Raw genomic sequence first — 17,489 nt, forward strand, 5'->3', positions numbered from 1 at the left:
CTGGCACCGCCACGCATGCGCGGCGGTGCCAGTGTGACAGAAGGGGTCAAATCTTTCCGGTGCCAATGCCCTTCAGGGACCGGATGGTGCTCTTCTTGTCGTAGAGCATCGCGTAGCAGCGGGCGGAGCGGTTGCTGCGCAGCCAGTTCTCCTCGTCGACCATCCAGAAGCCGATGCCGACCTCCTGGTGGTTGTCCAGGGTCGACTGGGTCATGCCGAGGAACTTGGCGCCGAGGGCCTCGCAGCCGGTGCGCATCGCGGCGCGGCGCTCGTCGGCGGTCTTCGGGAAGGCCCGCTCGCCGGCGAAATACGTGCCGACGTACTCCATGTTGTGGGTCGCCGTGCACGCGGTCGGCTCGTAGTCCTCCCACGTCTTGCCGTCGGCCTCGTAGGTCTCCTGCGCGCAGGTTAGCGCGATCGGCTTGTCGCCGGTGAGACCGCCCTTGAGGCTGCTGGTGCGGCTGACCGGCTTGCCGGCGTCGCTCTGCACCTCGGCGAGGTCGCAACGGAAGTAGCGCCCACCGCCGGACCACTGCGCGGAGGACGGCGGCAGCACGATCATCTCGAGACGGCCGTCGTGGTAGTCACCGCCGAGGAAGGTCTGCGCCTCGGTGTTGCACTTGGTCCAGGCGTCCTTCAGGTCGGCACCCTTCGGCGGCGACGTCGCGCTCGCCGCGGTGCCGCTCAGCTCGCCGACGTAGAACGTCTCGCTGATGTGCGCGGTGGTGCAGGAGGCCGCGGCCGTGAAGGAGAAGATCGTCAGGGTGTCCGTCTCGAAATACGGCACGGTGCTGTCGTAGCACGCCCCGAGCGGCGGCGAGGGGACCTTGGGTGCGGCGAGCATGGCCCATTCATCGACGAGGTTCTTGTCGACACCCGCGGGCGTCCCGCAACCGGCCAGCATCACGACCGCGGCGACCGGCGCCACCGCCATCATGAGCCGTCGAAAACGCACCATGATCCAACCCCTCCCCCGGCGCACACAGCGCGGGTGCAGTGTGCCAATGATCAATGTGGTTGGCAACCCGGTCCAACTGCCAGATACAGGACACCATCTAGGCGATTGTGATCGGTAGACCTTTTGTACCCGCACCGCGCAACGATGCCGCTACGGGCTTCGGCGGCCACACGAAGCAGCGCACCCCGCGGTTGCCCAGTTCCCATGCGGTCTTGTCATACGGCATCGTGACCAGACCGGTGCGGGAGCGGAAGTTCGCGTCGTCGGGCACGGCAACGAACCCGGCCACGACCGGCCGGCACCCGGCGATGTTGGCGCTGCTGCGGGCGTCGGCGTCGGCGGGATACCCACCGTCCGGCGGCTCGTAGATCCCGGCGAACTCGCCCTCGTGCAGGGTGGCGCACGAAACCGGGAAGACCCGGTCGATGGCGTCGGCGGCGCCGCCGGCCTTCGTGGTGACCTTCACGCAGCCGATGCGCAGCTCCCCGCCGTCGCGGCGCAGGGCCCCGCGCAGCGGGGTGGTCCGGGTCGCGATGCTGAACCGGTCGATGTCCTGCAATGCCTGCAGGTCGCAGCGGAACCAGCGGGCCCCGGCATCCCACAGCAGCGGGCTCGGCACGTCCACGCTCAGCGACACCCGGCCGACCCGCCAGTCATCGCCGAGCAGGGTCTTCGCGTCGGCGGCGCAGCGGGTGTACGCCCCGCGCATGGCCGGGCTCCCGGCGATCGGCGGCGTGGCCCGCTCGGCGTCGGCGCCGGCGAACCGCCCGACGGAGATCAGCTCGACCTCGTGCGCCTCGGTGCACGGCACCGGCGCCGGCCAGCTGGTGACGTCGACGCTGGCAGTGCCGATGGGCAGCGGATAGCAGGCCGGGGCGGTCGGCTCCGTGAGCATCGCGGCGGGCAGCATCGGCCAGCCGTTGACCAGGTCACCGTCGGTGGCGGCGGGCCGTGATGGCCGCGCGCAGCCGCCGAACAGCGTCACCGCCGCGACGACCAGCACGACCGCGCGCCGCACCGCACCTCCCCAGGGGGCTTATGCCCGGAGAAGGTCTCCCCTCACGGGCTCGCCCACCATACCCGGTATGGCGTCCGCCGCATCGTGACCGAGCTCGATGATTCGGTTGGCGCCGTCGACGTGGACGATCCGCGGCTGGTACGTCCTGGCGGCGGCGTCGTCCAGCTGCGCATACGAGATGAGGATGACCAGGTCGCCGGGGTGCACCAGATGCGCGGCGGCGCCGTTGATGCCGATGACGCCGCTGCCGCGGGGCCCGGCGATCACATACGTCTCCAGCCGGGCGCCGTTGGTGATGTCGACGATCGCGACCTGCTCGCCGGCGAGCAGATCTGCGGCGTCCATCAGGTCCTCGTCGACCGTGACTGATCCGACGTAGTGCAGGTCGGCCTGGGTGACCGTGGCACGGTGGATCTTGGACTTGAGCATGGTGCGGATCACGGGAGCTGAACCTCGATGTTGTCGATGAGCCGGGTGCCGCCGACCCAGGCCGCGGTCAGCAGCCGCGCCGGGCCGTGCGCCGGGGCCGGGCCGAGCATCGGATCGGTGAGCACGAAGTAGTCGAGCTTCACCTCAGGCTCGGTGGCGTATTCCGCAATCCCGGCCGCGACCGGGTCTTCCGTGTCGGAAGCGGCTTTCCGGAGCGCCCGGGACAGCACCAGCGCCGACTGCCGCTCGGCCGGGGCAAGGTACCGGTTGCGGCTGGACAGCGCGAGGCCGTCGGGCTCCCGCACGGTCGGCACCCCCCGCACGTCGATCGGCAGGTCGAAGTCGCGGACCATGGCCCGGATCATGCCGAGCTGCTGGTAGTCCTTCTCGCCGAAATACGCGACGTGCGGGCGGGTCAGCTGGAACAGCTTGTTGACCACCGTCAGCACGCCGTGGAAGAACCCGGGCCGGCTGGCGCCCTCGAGCTCGTTGCCGGCGGGCCCCGGGTCGACCCGGACGGTGGGCACACCCTGCGGATACATCACGTCCTGCGTCGGCGTGAACGCGATGTCCACGCCGGCGGCGCGGGCGACGGCGAGATCCGCTTCCAGCGTGCGGGGATAGCGGTCCAGGTCCTCGCCCGGCGCGAACTGCAACGGGTTCACGAAGATCGTGAGCAGCAGTGTGTCGGCTTCGGCGCGGGCGGTACGCAGCAGCTCCGCGTGCCCGTCGTGCAGCGCACCCATGGTCATGACGACGGCGACGGTGCCGCTGGCCGCGGCGCGGGCCGTCGCGAGCTGCTCGCGGGTCTCGACGACGATCACGCCTTGCCCTCCGTCCCCTTCGCCTTCCTGCGTCCGCCGCGCTGCGCCGCCACCACCGGCTGCGCGTGGGCGGTGCTCAGCACGTCCAGCAGCGGCTCGGCGTCCATCGCGCGCAACCGCCCGGCCGCGATGACCCGGTCGGCGGTGCGCCGGGCGAGCGCCAGGTAGGGCGGCACCGACTCGGGCGCGACCGCCTCGAGGGCCTGGAGGTGCTTGGCGACCGTTCCGGCGTCACCGCGGGACACCGGGCCGGTGATGGCGGCGTCGCCGAGGCGCAGCGTGTTGTCCAGCGCCGCGCCGAGCAGCGGGGCGAGGACCTGCTCCGGGTGCCGGACACCGGCGTCGCGGAGCCGGTCGAGGGCCTCGTTGACCAGCGTGGCGAGGTGGTTGGCACCGTGCGCGAGCGCGGCGTGGTACAGCGGCCGGCGCGCCTCGTCGATCCACTCGACCTGTCCACCGAGGTCGGCGACCAGGGAGGCGGCGAGGTCGCGCAGGTCGTCGGGGGCGGTGACGCCGAACGAGACCCCCTCGGCGAGCCGGCGCAGGTCCACGTCGGTGCCGGTGAAGGTCATCGCCGGGTGCAGGGCCAGGGGCCGCGCGCCGACGGTGGTGACGGGCGCGAGCACGGCGAGGCCGTGGGCGCCCGAGGTGTGCGCGACGATCTGCCCGGGGCGCAGCGCGCCGGTCTCGACCAGGCCGTTGACCAGGCCGGCGAGCACGTCGTCGGGGACCGCCAGCAGCACGAGGTCGGCGGAGGCGGCGACCTGGTCGGCGGGGAGGAGCTTGACGCCCGGGAGCAGCTGCTCCGCGCGGGACTTGGAGGCGGTGGAAACACCCACCGCGGCGACCACCCGGTGGCCGGCGTTCACGAACGCGGCGCCGAGCACCGCGCCGACCCGACCGGCACCGATGATGCCGATGTTTTGCCTGTTCACGGCCATGTTCATCGTGATGGATCCAGTCCTCGATGTGGGGTACCGGTCGATCACGAGTATGCGCCGCGGTGCGCAAAGCGGACAGGTCATGTGGGATTGTCAACAACAGGTTTCGGACCCTTTACCGGCCGCGGACACGGCCGATAAAGGGTCCGAAGGTGATCGTCAGAGGCGGTGGTGCAGGTAGTCCTTGATCAGGGCCTTCGCCTCGCCGAGCACGACCGGGTCGCCGTCCGGCGAGCGCCGGAACGCCATCTTGATCAGCGCGTCGGCCGCCTCGACCGCGATCGCCAGCACGAACTGCAGGCGGTCCGCGTCCACGATGCCGAACCGGCCGATGAGCAGCGCCGCCAGCTGCGAGACGATGACGTCGTTGTTGTCCCGCTCGTCGTCGAGCAGGTGAATGTCCACGACGTCACCGAAGTGCAGGGTGCGGAAGCCCGGCACGGTGCGGTGCATGTCGATGTATTCGTCGATGGCCGCGTCGACCGCGTCCCACCAGTGCGAGATGTCCTCTTCGGCCAGCCGGGCGCCGAGGCGCTCCAGGTAGCCCTCCAAGCTGCGCAGCGTCAGAGCCTGCACGATCGCCCGCTTGTCAGGGAAGAACTGGTAGACCGAGCCGATCGCCACCCCCGCCCGCTCCGCGAGCAGTGTCGTGGTCAGCCCGTCGTAGCCCACCTCATCGACGAGTTCGGCGCACGCGTCGAGCATCCGCCCGACCCTCGCCACGCTGCGCCCCTGCACCGGAACCCGGCGCAGTGGCTTCGTCCCGGCACTGGCCACTGTCTGCGTCGCCACCCGGCAGTCCCCCTCAAGCTCGACCCACCTTGAAACCTACTCACGTCAACGAGCGGGCACGATCGGCGGATAGCCCATTTCACTCTTGTGGTTCAACGGGTCATTGACGGCGGGCATACGTGAAGGGTACTCAGGTTTCGTGACTTCTCCGTGGGCCAACTGGGCCGGCAACCAGACCGCGCAGGCGACGCGTGTCGCGCACCCGTCGACCACCGCTGAGCTGGGAGAAGTCCTCCGCGGCGCGGCTGCGGAAGGGCTCCGGGTCAAGGCCGTCGGCAGTGGACACTCGTTCACACCCACTGCACTGACGGACGGGGTCCGGATCGAACTCGACCGGATGGCGTCACTCGTCCGGGTCGAGGGTGACCTGGTGACGGTGCAGGCCGGGATGAAACTGGCGGTCCTCAACGCGACCCTCGCGGCACACGGCCTGGCGATGCCCAACCTCGGGGACATCGACGCGCAGACGATTTCCGGTGCGCTGTCCACCGGTACACATGGGACCGGCGCCGCATACGGCTGCCTTTCGACGTTCGTCGAGGCCCTGGAGCTGGTGACCGCCGACGGTGCGGTGCTGCGCTGCTCGGCAACGGCGCAGCCGGACCTGTTCGCCGCTGCCCGGGTCAACATCGGCGCGCTCGGCGTGCTCAGCGAGGTGACCCTGCGCTGCGTGCCGGCGTTCACGCTGCGGGCCGACGAGCGCCCGGCCCGGTTGGCCGACGTCTGGTCCGGCCTGGACACGCACATCGCCTCGAACGATCACTTCGAGTTCTACTGGTTCCCTTACACCGACCGGGTCCAGATGAAGCGCAACACCATCGTGCCCACCTCGGACCGCCCGCTCGCGGGCTGGCGCCGCTGGCTCGACGACGACTTCCTGTCCAACACGGTCTTCGGCGGGGCGTGCCGGCTCGGCCGGGCGATGCCGTCGGCGGTGCCGACCATCAGCCGCGTCTCGGCCCGGGCGCTGTCCGCCCGCACGTACACGGCCCCGTCCCACGAGGTGTTCTGCACGCCGCGCCGGGTGCGCTTCGTCGAGATGGAGTACGGGCTGCCCAGGGCCGCGTTGCAGGAGGCGTTCGACGGGCTGCGGTCGGTGGTCGACGGGCTGCCTTACAAGATCCAGTTTCCGGTGGAGGTCCGGTTCACCGCCGCCGACGACATCTGGCTGTCGCACGGCTACGACCGCGAGAACGCCTACATCGCGATCCACCAGTACGTCGGCGCGCCGTTCGAGGAGTACTTCCAGCGCTTCGAGGCGATCACGACCCAGCTCAGCGGCCGCCCGCACTGGGGCAAGATGAACTTCCGCGACGCGGAGTCGCTGGCCACGGCCTACCCGCGCTTCGGTGACTTCACCGCGCTGCGCGACAAGCTCGACCCGGGCCGCCTGTTCGCCAACGCCTACACCGACCGGGTCCTCGGCGCCTGACACCTCACCCCGACGGCGGCGGACCGTTTCACCACCGTAGCATCCGCCTTCAAATCACGGCCTGGTCGCGTTACGGACCAAACACCATCCGTAACGCGACCGATCACTCCGCAACGCGACCGGTCACTCCGCCGGCGGGGTTGCCTTCTTCGCGGCCGTTGCCTTGCGCGGCGCGGCCTTCTTCGCCGGGGTCGCCTTCTTCGCCGCGGTGGTGGTCTTCTTCGCCGCGCCCGTCTTCTTCGCCGCGGTGGTCTTCTTCGCCGCGGTCCCGCCCTCGGCGGCCTTCTTCGCCGCCGGGCGGGCCTTCTTCGGCGCCGGACCCTTCGCCCGCTTCTCGGCCAGCATCTCGCTCGCCTCGTCCATGGTCAGCGTCTCGACCGCCTGGTTGCGCCGGAGCGAGGCGTTGAACTCGCCGTCCGTCACGTACGGGCCGAACCGGCCGTCCTTGATGACCAGCGGCTTCTCGGTCGCCGGGTCGGGGCCCATCTCGCGCAGCGGCGGCTTGGCCGCGGCGCGGCCCCGGGTCTTCGGCTGCTCCAGCAGCGCCAGCGCCTCTTCCAGGGTGACCGTGAAGAGCTGGTCCTCCCGCTCGAGGGACCTCGTGTCGGTGCCGCGCTTGATGTACGGCCCATACCGGCCGGGCGAGGCGATGATGTCCTCGCCTGCCGCGTCCTTGCCGACGGTCCTCGGCAGGGTCAGCAGCAGCAGCGCCTCTTCGAGGGTCAGGTGCTCCGGCGACTGCGTCGACAGCAGCGAGGAGTTCTTCTCGCCGGTCGACACGTACGGCCCATAGCGGCCCGACTTCAGCACGATCGGCTCGCCGGTCTCCGGGTGCTCGCCGAGCTTGCGCTCGCCGCCCGAGCCACCGACGAACAGCTCCGCGACCTTCTCCGGGGTCAGCTCGTCCGGGGCCAGCCCGTCCGGTATCGGCGCGCGGTCGCCCTCTTCGCCCTCGGGCGGGTCGACCACGAAGCGCTGCAGATACGGCCCATACCGCCCGACGCGCACGACGACGTCGCGGTTGGCCTCGTCACGAAACAGCGGGATCGAGTTGATCCCGCGTGCGTCGATCTCGCCCAGCCGCTCGGTGACCATGCGCTTCAGCCCGCCCTGGCGGGGCACCGACCCTTCGTCGCCCGTGTCCCCACCGAAGTAGAACGGGCGCAGGAAGTCCACGGCGCTCTCGTCGCCGTTGGCGATCTCGTCGAGGACGTTCTCCATCGACGCGGTGAAGTCGTAGTCGACCAGGCGCGGGAAGTGCTTCTCCAGCAGCCCCACGACGGCGAACGCCAGGAACGACGGGATCAGCGCCTGGCCGCGCTTGAACACGTAGCCGCGGTTGTTGATCGTCTCCATGATCGAGGCGTACGTGGACGGGCGCCCGATGCCGAGCTCCTCCATCGCCTTGACCAGCGAGGCCTCGGTGTAGCGGGCCGGCGGCTGGGTGGTGTGCCCGGTCGGGGTCAACCCCTTCTCGGTCAGCGTCTGGCCCTTGACCAGCACCGGCAGGCGGCGCTCGGCCTCCTCGGGCTCCGCGTTCTCGTCGTCGGACGACTCGACGTAGACGCGCAGGAAGCCGGGGTCGGTGATCGTCTTGCCGGTCGCGCTGAAGTCCACGGACTCCTTGGCCGGGGTCTCCGCGTTGATCCGCACGGAGGTGCTGTTGCCGACCGCGTCGGTCATCTGCGACGCGATCGTGCGCTGCCAGATCAACTCGTACAGCCGCAGCTCCTCGGCGGACAACTCCTTGGCCACGTCACCGGGGGTGCGGAACGAGTCGCCGGCGGGGCGGATCGCCTCGTGCGCCTCCTGCGCGTTCTTGACCTTGCCGGTGTACCGGCGGGGCTGCGGCGGCACCGCGGCCGGACCGTACAGGCTCAGGATCTGCTGACGGGCGGCGGCGATGGCGGCCTCGGACAGGTTCACCGAGTCCGTTCGCATATAGGTGATGTAGCCGTTCTCATACAGCCGCTGGGCGAGCCGCATGGTCTGCGCGCTGGACAGCCGCAGCTTGCGGGAGCCCTCCTGCTGCAGCGTCGAGGTGATGAACGGCGCGGCGGGCTTGCGCCGATACGGCTTCTCCTCGACCCGGGTGACCGTGAACGGCCGGCCTTCCAGGCGCGCGGCGAGGCCACGGGCGCCCTGCTCGTCGAGGTGGATGACGCCGGCGTTGGGCCGGACCTTGCCGGTCTCCGGGTCGAAGTCGCGGCCGGTGGCGACGCGGTCGCCGTCGATCGCGAGCAGCGTCGCGTTGAACGTGCGGGTGTCGCCGTCGGGCAGGAGCTTGGCCAGGATGTCCCAATACTCCGCGGCGCGGAACTTCATCCGCTGCCGCTCCCGCTCGACGACGATGCGGGTCGCGACGGACTGCACCCGGCCGGCGGACAGGCCGCCCTGGACCTTCTTCCACAGCACGGTGGACAGGTCATAGCCATAGAGCCGGTCCAGGATGCGCCGGGCCTCCTGGGCGTCGACCAGCGCGCGGTTGATCTCCCGCGGGTTGGCGACCGCGGCCTGGATGGCCGGCTTGGTGATCTCGTGGAAGACCATCCGCTTGACCGGGACCTTCGGCTTCAAGGTCTCGAACAGGTGCCAGGCGATGGCCTCGCCCTCGCGGTCCTCATCTGTGGCGAGGTAGACCTCGCTGGCCGTCTTCAGCAGCTCCTTGAGCCGGCTGATCTGCTTGCGGCGGTCGGCCGAAATGACATAGACAGGGGTGAAATCGTTGTCGACGTCGACGCCCAGGTAGGCCCACGGCTTGCTCTTGAGTTCCTCGGGCATGTCTTTCTTGCCCACGGGCAGGTCACGGACGTGGCCGAAGCTCGCCTCCACGACGTAATTCGGGCCCAGATAGCCCGAAATCGTCTTGGCCTTCGCCGGCGACTCGACGATCACCAGCCGCTTCGTGTTGGCGGAGTTCGGCACAGCTCTCCCCGGTGCGGACGGACATGTGTCAAACGTAACGCGCGCCTGCGCGCCGAGTTGCGCAATGCGGCACCCGGCGTTCGGCTTGCGACACGCCGATCGGCGCCACGGTACACCCAAGCAGAAGCGCTACCTGCCCGATCTTGCGTTCGTGTCGTATCAGCTGCCGTATTTGTCACGTTTTGTCGACCGGCGGCAACCCCGATGGCGGGTGGAATCACACCGTCCCGCGTGGGACCAGCCTACCCGCCGCTCACCTCGGCCAACTCACCTGCGGCGCTCCCGGGGGAGGCTCACCGACGAGCTCCGCGAGGCGCGTCACACGACGAAGTCCCACGATGCGGTATGCCGGACCACCCGCCTTGGGCCCGACGAACACCGCGATCAGCCCTGCGGCGGCGAGCGCGTCTCCGACGGCGACCCAGTTGTCAGCCACCTGGCGGTCGATGGCGTTTTCGTCCTGGTTGTCGTTTTCATCTGGTACGTCCGCGCTCTCGGCCGCCGGTTCGGCCAGTGGATCGAGGTCGACGGTCGGCAGGTCCCCGACCCCGGAGTCGGGCCAGCCGTCGCGGTTGTCGTCGATCCAGTCCTCGATCTCCTCGCCCAGGTCGACCGGGCCAGGGTCGAAGGTGGAGATCAGCGGCGTGGCCTTCTTCTTGGGCTTGCCCACCGGCGCCTCGGGCACGTCCTCGATCAATTCCTCGTCGGGCGTGTCGGGATCCCGCGCAGGTTCCACAACCCTCGGACCGCGCTCATCGGATATTTCCGGAATGTCGGCCAGGCTGCCGTCGGCGTCGCCGCCGGTCTCCCCGGTCGCGGCATCGTCCTCGTCGCCGGGCAGGTAGGGGCGGCTGGGCGCCAGCCGGAGCAGGTATGCACGCTGGCCGTCCCAGGAGCCCGCGGCCGCCACCCACAGCCGCAGCCGCCGCCCGTCGAGCACCAGGTCCGGGGGTGACACCTTGGCGGTGCCGTCCAGCCAGCGGGCCGCGAGGGGGGCCAGCAGCGCCGCATACGCGGTCCGCACCGTCCACCGGTCCTCGACCCCGGTCGGCTCGCACGACACGACCAGGCCCCGCTGCTCGCACTCGGCCCGCAGCACGCCGGCCCGCCACCCGTCCTCGACCTCGATCGACACCTTCGCGGTGCCGCCCATCCGGCCGACCTCGCCCGCGCCGGCGAGCAGACCCTCCAGGTCCATCGGGGTCGGCGGGCGCGCCTCCACCCCGAACAGCGACAGTTGCCGGCTCCGAGCCGGCGTCACCGACACTCGGCCACCTCACTGAAGGCCTTCTGCAGATCCTTCTGCCCGACGTGCTTCGGGTCGATGGCGCTCTGCTCGTACTCCTCCTTGAGGACGGCGAAGGCCGACCCGACCGAGGTGTAGAACGCCTTCGCGTCGGCGGTCGGCAGGGCCTCGACGGAGCGCTTCGCGTTGCCATACGCGTCGCGGGCCTTCGACAGCGAGGCCGTGAACTGCTGGGCGACCTTGTCACCGCCGGAGACGTCCGGCACGCCGGCGCCGCTGACCCCGAGCCTGGCCTTCTCGCTCGCGGTCTCCGCCCCGGACAGCAGGTCCACGATGTTGGTCTTCGTCTGCGAGGCGGTCTTCGCCGACTGCAGCTGCTGCTGGGCCTTCGTCGTCAGGTCGGCGATCTCGGCCCGCCAAGGCGCCAGCGCCGTGCACACCGACTGCGCCCACTGTTTCGGCGCCACGTCGCCGCTGCCGTCAGAGCCGCAACCACCCGTACCCGCCGAAACGAGGACGAACAGCAGGCTGATGGCAACAACGCGGAAGTGCATGAATGGAAGCGTAGAACCGATCGTCTGTTCGACAAATACGACGCCCCGGCCGGAATGATCCCGGCCGGGGCGTCGTAGCGATCTGGGTCAGGCGGTGACCCGCTCCGGAGCGGACTCCTCCGAGGAGGCACCGTCGCCGTTGCCGGCGTCGACCGAGACCGGCTTGCGCTTGTTGATGACCACCGCACCGGCGATGATCAGCGCCGCGCCGATCGCGATGGCGAACCGGATCGCCGGGTTGCCGTCGCCCGTGGTGTAGACCACCACGGCGGGTGCGATCAGCAGCGCGACCAGGTTCATCACCTTGATCAGCGGGTTGATCGCCGGGCCGGCGGTGTCCTTGAACGGGTCACCGACGGTGTCACCGATGATCGTCGCCTCGTGCGCCGGCGAGCCCTTGCCACCGTGGTGACCGTCCTCGACGAGCTTCTTCGCGTTGTCCCACGCGCCACCCGAGTTGGACAGGAACACCGCCATGAGCGTGCCCGTGCCGATCGCACCGGCGAGGTAGGCCGCGAGCGGTCCGACACCGAGGCCGAAGCCGACCGCGATCGGCGCCAGCACCGCGAGCAGACCCGGCGTGATCAGCTCACGCTGGGCGTCGCGGGTGCAGATGTCGACGACCTTGCCGTACTCCGGGCGCTGGGTGTAGTCCATGATGCCCGGGAACTCGCGGAACTGGCGGCGCACCTCGATGACGACCGAACCGGCCGACCGGGCCACGGCGTTGATCGCCAGACCCGAGAAGAGGAACACGACCGCGGCACCGATGAGCAGGCCGACCAGGTTGCCCGGGTTGGCCACGTTCAGGAACTTGTCCACCTCGACCTGACTGAACTCCTTGAGGATCGAGTCCGTGTAGGAGCCGAACAGGGCCGTCGCGGCGAGGACCGCCGTGGCGATCGCGATGCCCTTGGTGATCGCCTTGGTGGTGTTGCCGACCGCGTCGAGCTCGGTCAGCGTGCGGGCGCCGCGCTCGTCGATGTCGCCGGACATCTCCGCGATGCCCTGCGCGTTGTCGCTGATCGGGCCGAACGTGTCCATCGCGACGATGACGCCGACGGTGGTGAGCAGGCCGGTGCCGGCCATCGCGACCGCGAACAGCGACAGCGTGATCGAGCCGCCGCCGAGCAGGAACGCGCCGAACACGCCGGCGCCGATGACGAGCGCGGAGTAAACGGCCGACTCGAAACCGACGCTGATGCCGGCGAGCACCACGGTCGCAGGACCGGTGAGCGCGCTCTTGCCGATGTCCCGGACGGGACGCCGCTCGGTCTCGGTGAAGTACCCGGTCAGCGCCAGCACGATGGCGGCCAGCACGATGCCGATGGCGCAGGCGATGATCGCGGTGACGTTCGGGCCGAACGGCGGGGCGTCGCCACCGGCGAGCGCCTTGATCGCCTTCACGCTGTCACTGTCGCCGTGCAGGCCGGACCACTTGGCCGGCAGGTAGAACAGCGCGGCGCCGGCGACCAGCACGATGGAGATCACGGCCGAGATGTAGAACGCCCGGTTGATGGCGACCAGGCCGTTGCGGTCGGAGGGGCGCAGACGGGTGAGCGCCACCCCCAGGATCGCGACGATGACGCCGATCGTGGAGACGATGAGCGGGAAGACCAGGCCTTCCTCGCCGAACGCGGCCCGGCCGAGGATCAGCGCGGCGACCAGGGTCACGGCGTAGGACTCGAAGAGGTCCGCGGCCATGCCGGCGCAGTCACCCACGTTGTCACCGACGTTGTCGGCGATGGTGGCCGCGTTGCGCGGGTCGTCCTCGGGGATACCCTTCTCGATCTTGCCGACCAGGTCGGCGCCGACGTCAGCGGCCTTGGTGAAGATGCCGCCGCCGACCCGCATGAACATCGCGAGCAGGGCGGCACCGAAGCCGAAGCCCTCCAGCACGGTCGGGGCGTCGCTCTTGAAGATCAGCACGACCAGCGCCGCACCGAACAGGCCGAGGCCCACGGTGAGGAAGCCGACGACGCCACCGGTGCGGAAGGCGATCTGCATCGCCTTCTCGCGGCCGCCGTCTTCTCTTGCCGCCGCCGCGACGCGCAGGTTGGCGCGGGTCGCCAGCGCCATGCCGGCGCCGCCGATGAAGGCCGAGAAGACAGCGCCGACGATGAAGAACGCCGACCTGCCGATCTTGATCATGGTCTCGTTGTCCCCGGCGTCACTCACGGGGAGCAGGAACAGCACCACCACGGCGATGACGACGAAGATGCCGAGGGTCTTGAACTGGCGCGTGAGGTACGCGGTCGCGCCCTCCTGCACCGCCCCGGCGATCTCCTGCATCTTCGGGGTGCCCCGACCTGTTGCGAGCACAGCCTTGACCAACGCGGCCGCGAAGCCCAACGCCACGAAGGCGATGACGAGTGCGACGACGACGTAGGTCAGGTTGCTCCCGCTGAGGGAAATCTCGTCGGCTGCGACGAGTGTTGCGGACATTCGTTGTCCTCCTGTACCGACACATGACAGCGCCGCGAGCGGTCAGGCCGGCGGCGGGTTCTCCCCGAGGGGAGTCGTGCTGGACGGTCGAGGTACCCAATGACCAGGCCCGTCATACACGATCGCCGTACTCTAGCCGCAGCGCGTGTCTGTGGTCACACCGACTTGCGCGTTTCAACAGATCGCTTTTCGTCGATGGTCCACTTTGTCTTTGCGTGGAGGCACCTGTCCTACTCGGCCGGACGCTCCAACGGCCACGACATCCGGACCTCGGTGCCGACGCCTTCTGCCAGCTCGGACACGTTGAGATCATCGACGAGCCCGGCAAGCAGGGCCAACCCCATCCGCGCCGCGACCGCCTCCTCCGCGAGCAGCTCGGGCGGGGTGGTCAGCGGCAACGCCGGGTCCGACAGGACCATCACGGAGTCTTCATCCCCAACTTCACCCCCGAGGCGGGCCGCCATCGCCCCGTTCGCGGCGCGGTCCACCACCCGGACGGTGAACCGGTCGCCATCGGCCATCGCCACGTCGACCAGGTCGTCAAGCCCGTGCGACCGGTGCAGCGCCACGGCGCGGGAGCAGGCCTCGCCGATGGCGAGCCTGACCTCTTCGAGCAGCTCCTCGGCCACCCCGGCCCGCCGCGCGACGGCCACACCGACCAGCCGGGCGGTGCGGACATGCGCGGCCGCCGGCGAGAACGACAGCCTGACTGTGGGCATGAACCTACGCCGTGGGTTCGACGTCCGAGCCGGCCGCGGCGGTCGCGGCAGCTACGGAGTCGTACAGGGAGAACACCCGATCCAAGGCGGTGATCCGGAAGATCTTCAGGAGCCTCTCGTGCGCACACACCAGCCCGAACGTGCCGTTGACCGCTCGCAGCCGCTTCAACGCGCCGACGAGCACACCGAGCCCGGTCGAGTCCAGGAACTCCACCCGGCTCAGGTCGACCACGACATGGCGGGCGCCCGTCTCAACGAGCTCGACCAGCTTCTCGCGAAGCCGCGGCGCGGTGTACACATCCACCTCACCGCCGACTTCGAGCACTGTGTGGTCGCCGGAGTCGTACGTCGACAACGACAGCTCCATGCGGACCTCCTCCTCTGGGCGGTTCGGGGCGTGTTGCGGGCACTGGCCCGCAATGAGTCTCACGGGCATCTAACCATCGACGCCCCCACAAGGCGACGCGTCCACCCTGTTTCCCACAATTGCCACTCGTGTACCGCGCCCCCGCTTCGAACATGTGTCTTAGAGTGCTCGACGTGACGGCTGCGCTTCCGATCTTCTCCTTCCTACCGTCCCGCCGCTGCGAATCGCTCACCCACGTCGAGCACGTGCCACCCCGCGCCGGGTCCACGGCACCCTGGCCCGACTGGGTCCCGCCCGCGCTCCGCGAGGCACTGCTCGGTCGCGGCGTATCCCTCCCGTGGACCCACCAGGCCACCGCGGCGTCCCTCGCCTGGTCCGGCACCCACACCGTCATCGCGACCGGGACCGGTTCGGGCAAGTCCCTCGCCTACCAGCTGCCGGCCCTCTCCGCGCTGCTCACCGACGACAAAGCCACGGTGCTCTACCTCTCCCCGACCAAGGCCCTGGCCGCCGACCAGCTCCGCTCCCTGCACGGCCTCGACCTGCCCGGCATCCGCCCCGCCACCTACGACGGCGACACCGCCCGGGAGGAGCGCGACTGGGTCCGCCAGCACGCCCGCGTCGTGCTCACCAACCCCGACATGCTGCACCACGGCGTCCTGCCCAACCACGCCTCGTGGGCCCGCTTCCTGCGCGGCCTGCGCTTCGTGGTCGTCGACGAATGCCACACGTACCGCGGCGTCTTCGGCTCCCACGTCGCGCACGTCCTGCGCCGGCTGCGACGGGTGACGGGCCGTTACACGCCTCGTGGGCTCGCCGGCCCGTGCTTCGTCCTGGCGTCGGCGACGTCCGGAGACCCGCAGGCGTCGGGGTCGCGGCTGGTCGGGCTGCCGATGACGGCGGTGACGGAGGACGCTTCGCCGCGGGGAGGGGTGACGTTCGCGCTGTGGGAACCGCCCCTGCTGCCGCCGTCCCCGGACCTGTCCTCGGCCAGCTCTGCCTTCGACGGCTCTGCCTTCGCCAGCTCTGCCTTCGACGGCACTGCTCTCGACGGCACTGCTCTCGACGGCTCTAGCTTCGGCGACGCTGCCTTCGCTGACTCTGTCTTCGCAGCCGACTCTGACGGGGCCTCTCCCCGCCCTGCCGACTCTCCCCACGCAGCGTCTCCCCACGCGGCCGCCGCTCGCCACGCGGTCGCCTCTCCCCGCCCGTCCTCTCCCCACGCGGCCGCCTCTCCCCACGCGGCCGCCTCTCCCCACGCGGCCGCCTTCGCGGAGGGCGTCGGCGCGCATCCTGCGGTCGCCGCCGTGGTGCGCGACGCGGAGCCGGTGCGGCGGTCGGCGCTGCGGGAGACCGCGGATCTGCTCACCGAGGCGGTCGTCGCCGGCGTACGGACCCTCGCATTCGTCCGTTCCCGCAAAGGCGCCGAGGTCGTCGCCAGCATGGCCCGCCGCTCGCTCGACCTCGCCGTGCCGGGCCTGGGCGAGCGGGTCGCCGCGTACCGCGCCGGCTACCTCCGCGAAGAACGCCGCGCCCTCGAACGCGACCTCATGGACGGCACCCTGCTCGGCCTCGCCTCCACCAACGCCCTCGAACTCGGCGTCGACCTCGTCGGCCTCGACGCCGTCCTCATCTCAGGCTATCCAGGCACCCTCGCCTCCCTCTGGCAGCAGGCCGGCCGAGCGGGCCGAGCCGGCCGCGACGCCCTGTGCGTGCTGGTCGCGCGGGACGACCCGCTCGACACGTACCTCGTGCACCACCCGGAAGCCCTGTTCGGCAAGCCCGTCGAGGCCACCGTCCTGGACCCCGCCAACCCGCACGTCCTCGCGCCGCAACTGTGCTGCGCCGCCGCCGAACTGCCGCTCACCCCGGCTGACCTGCCACTCTTCGGCCCGACCGCCGAGGCCACACTGGACGCTCTCGTCACCGCCGGGATCCTGCGGAGGCGCCCCAGCGGCTGGTACTGGACGGAACGCCAACGCCCCGACGTCGACCTCCGCGGCGCTGGCGGAGGCCCCGTCGCCGTCGTGGAGGAGTCCACCGGCCGGCTGCTCGGCACGGTCGACACCGGCTCCGCGCACCACCAGGTCCACACCGGCGCGGTCCACCTGCACCAAGGCACCGCATACGTCGTCGACAAGCTCGACCTCGCCGACTCCGTCGCCCTCGTGCACGCCGAGGAGCCCGACTGGAGCACACATCCGCGTGACGTCACCTCCCTCACCGTCCTCTCGGTCCGCCAGGCCCGCACCGCGGGCCCGGTCACGCTCTCGCTCGGTGAGGTCGAAGTGACCTCCCAGGTCGTCAGCTATCAACGCCGCCGCATCTCCAGCGGCGAGGTCATCGACACCTGCCAACTCGACCTCCCCGAACGCATCCTCAAAACCGTCGCTGTCTGGTGGACCGTCTCCCCCGAAGCCCTCGACGAAGCCGGCATCGCCGAGGTCGACTGGCCCGGCGCCCTGCACGCCGCGGAGCACGCGTCGATCGGCCTGCTACCGCTCGTCGCCACCTGCGACCGCTGGGACATCGGCGGCCTCTCGACCGCCCTGCACGCCGACACCGCCCTGCCGACCGTCTTCGTCTACGACGGCCACCCCGGCGGCGCCGGTTTCGCCGAACGTGCCTTCGACGTCGCCACCGACTGGCTCGGCGCGACCCGCACCGTCGTCGCCGAATGCCGCTGCGAGCAGGGCTGCCCGTCCTGCGTGCAGTCCCCCAAGTGCGGCAACGGCAACAACCCCCTCAACAAGCACGACGCCGTCCAGGTCCTGTCGCTCGTCCTCTCCTCCCTGTAGCTCACGACCCTCGCAACCCGTTTGGGACACCGCTCCCGACA

General features: G+C 70.3%; 13 protein-coding genes and 1 pseudogene. 2 read left to right on the forward strand and 12 right to left on the reverse strand.

Annotated elements, in window-relative coordinates:
• Positions 1 to 46: 46 nt before the first annotated feature.
• The 6 genes from AB0K00_RS01160 to AB0K00_RS01185 all read right to left on the reverse strand — a co-directional run bounded on the left by AB0K00_RS01160 (position 47) and on the right by AB0K00_RS01185 (position 4,875).
• Positions 47 to 958: a septum formation family protein gene (locus tag AB0K00_RS01160; protein ID WP_363513338.1), complete on the reverse strand. Its 912-nt coding sequence runs from the start codon at positions 956 to 958 to the stop codon at positions 47 to 49.
• Positions 959 to 1,055: 97 nt separating this feature from the next.
• On the reverse strand, positions 1,056 to 1,976 hold the full coding sequence (locus tag AB0K00_RS01165) for a septum formation family protein (protein ID WP_363513341.1): 921 nt from the start codon (positions 1,974 to 1,976) through the stop codon (positions 1,056 to 1,058).
• Positions 1,977 to 1,994: 18 nt separating this feature from the next.
• Entirely contained in the window at positions 1,995 to 2,417 is a 423-nt protein-coding gene (panD, locus tag AB0K00_RS01170; protein ID WP_363513344.1) for an aspartate 1-decarboxylase, read from the reverse strand.
• Positions 2,414 to 3,229 (reverse strand): pantoate--beta-alanine ligase, encoded by an 816-nt coding sequence (gene panC, locus AB0K00_RS01175; RefSeq protein ID WP_363513347.1) that lies wholly within the window; start codon positions 3,227 to 3,229, stop codon positions 2,414 to 2,416. Before panC ends, panD begins: the two co-directional genes overlap by 4 nt.
• Complete coding sequence (locus AB0K00_RS01180; protein ID WP_363513350.1) at positions 3,226 to 4,164, reverse strand: DUF2520 domain-containing protein; 939 nt, start codon at positions 4,162 to 4,164, stop codon at positions 3,226 to 3,228. The genes panC and AB0K00_RS01180 overlap by 4 nt, the downstream gene beginning before the upstream one ends.
• A 165-nt stretch (positions 4,165 to 4,329) precedes the next feature.
• A complete protein-coding gene (locus tag AB0K00_RS01185; protein WP_327011479.1) occupies positions 4,330 to 4,875 on the reverse strand; it encodes a TetR/AcrR family transcriptional regulator in 546 nt (181 codons plus the stop codon).
• A 226-nt stretch (positions 4,876 to 5,101) separates the two neighbouring features.
• Between AB0K00_RS01185 and AB0K00_RS01190 the strand changes: the two genes are divergently transcribed.
• Positions 5,102 to 6,394, forward strand: coding sequence for a D-arabinono-1,4-lactone oxidase (locus AB0K00_RS01190; protein ID WP_363513353.1), 1,293 nt, complete (start codon positions 5,102 to 5,104; stop codon positions 6,392 to 6,394).
• Positions 6,395 to 6,517: 123 nt separating this feature from the next.
• On the opposite strand, the gene topA is transcribed toward AB0K00_RS01190, so the two are convergent.
• The 6 genes from topA to AB0K00_RS01220 all read right to left on the reverse strand — a co-directional run bounded on the left by topA (position 6,518) and on the right by AB0K00_RS01220 (position 14,650).
• A complete protein-coding gene (gene topA, locus AB0K00_RS01195; protein ID WP_363513356.1) occupies positions 6,518 to 9,319 on the reverse strand; it encodes a type I DNA topoisomerase in 2,802 nt (933 codons plus the stop codon).
• Positions 9,320 to 9,572: 253 nt separating this feature from the next.
• Positions 9,573 to 10,580, reverse strand: coding sequence for a hypothetical protein (locus AB0K00_RS01200; protein WP_363513359.1), 1,008 nt, complete (start codon positions 10,578 to 10,580; stop codon positions 9,573 to 9,575).
• Positions 10,577 to 11,119 (reverse strand): hypothetical protein, encoded by a 543-nt coding sequence (locus AB0K00_RS01205; protein ID WP_363513362.1) that lies wholly within the window; start codon positions 11,117 to 11,119, stop codon positions 10,577 to 10,579. The genes AB0K00_RS01200 and AB0K00_RS01205 overlap by 4 nt, the downstream gene beginning before the upstream one ends.
• A gap of 87 nt (positions 11,120 to 11,206) precedes the next feature.
• Positions 11,207 to 13,564 (reverse strand): sodium-translocating pyrophosphatase, encoded by a 2,358-nt coding sequence (locus tag AB0K00_RS01210; protein WP_363513365.1) that lies wholly within the window; start codon positions 13,562 to 13,564, stop codon positions 11,207 to 11,209.
• A 230-nt stretch (positions 13,565 to 13,794) separates the two neighbouring features.
• Complete coding sequence (locus tag AB0K00_RS01215; protein WP_363513368.1) at positions 13,795 to 14,283, reverse strand: ATP-binding protein; 489 nt, start codon at positions 14,281 to 14,283, stop codon at positions 13,795 to 13,797.
• 4 nt (positions 14,284 to 14,287) lie between these two features.
• Positions 14,288 to 14,650 (reverse strand): STAS domain-containing protein, encoded by a 363-nt coding sequence (locus AB0K00_RS01220; RefSeq protein ID WP_363513371.1) that lies wholly within the window; start codon positions 14,648 to 14,650, stop codon positions 14,288 to 14,290.
• Between the two features lie 227 nt (positions 14,651 to 14,877).
• On the opposite strand from AB0K00_RS01220, the pseudogene AB0K00_RS01225 reads away from it, so the two are divergent.
• Positions 14,878 to 17,448: pseudogene (locus AB0K00_RS01225) on the forward strand (DEAD/DEAH box helicase); the annotation flags it as partial.
• Between the last annotated feature and the right edge of the window lie 41 nt (positions 17,449 to 17,489).

The organism is Dactylosporangium sp. NPDC049525 (genome assembly GCF_040676755.1).
Lineage (GTDB): Bacteria > Actinomycetota > Actinomycetes > Mycobacteriales > Micromonosporaceae > Dactylosporangium.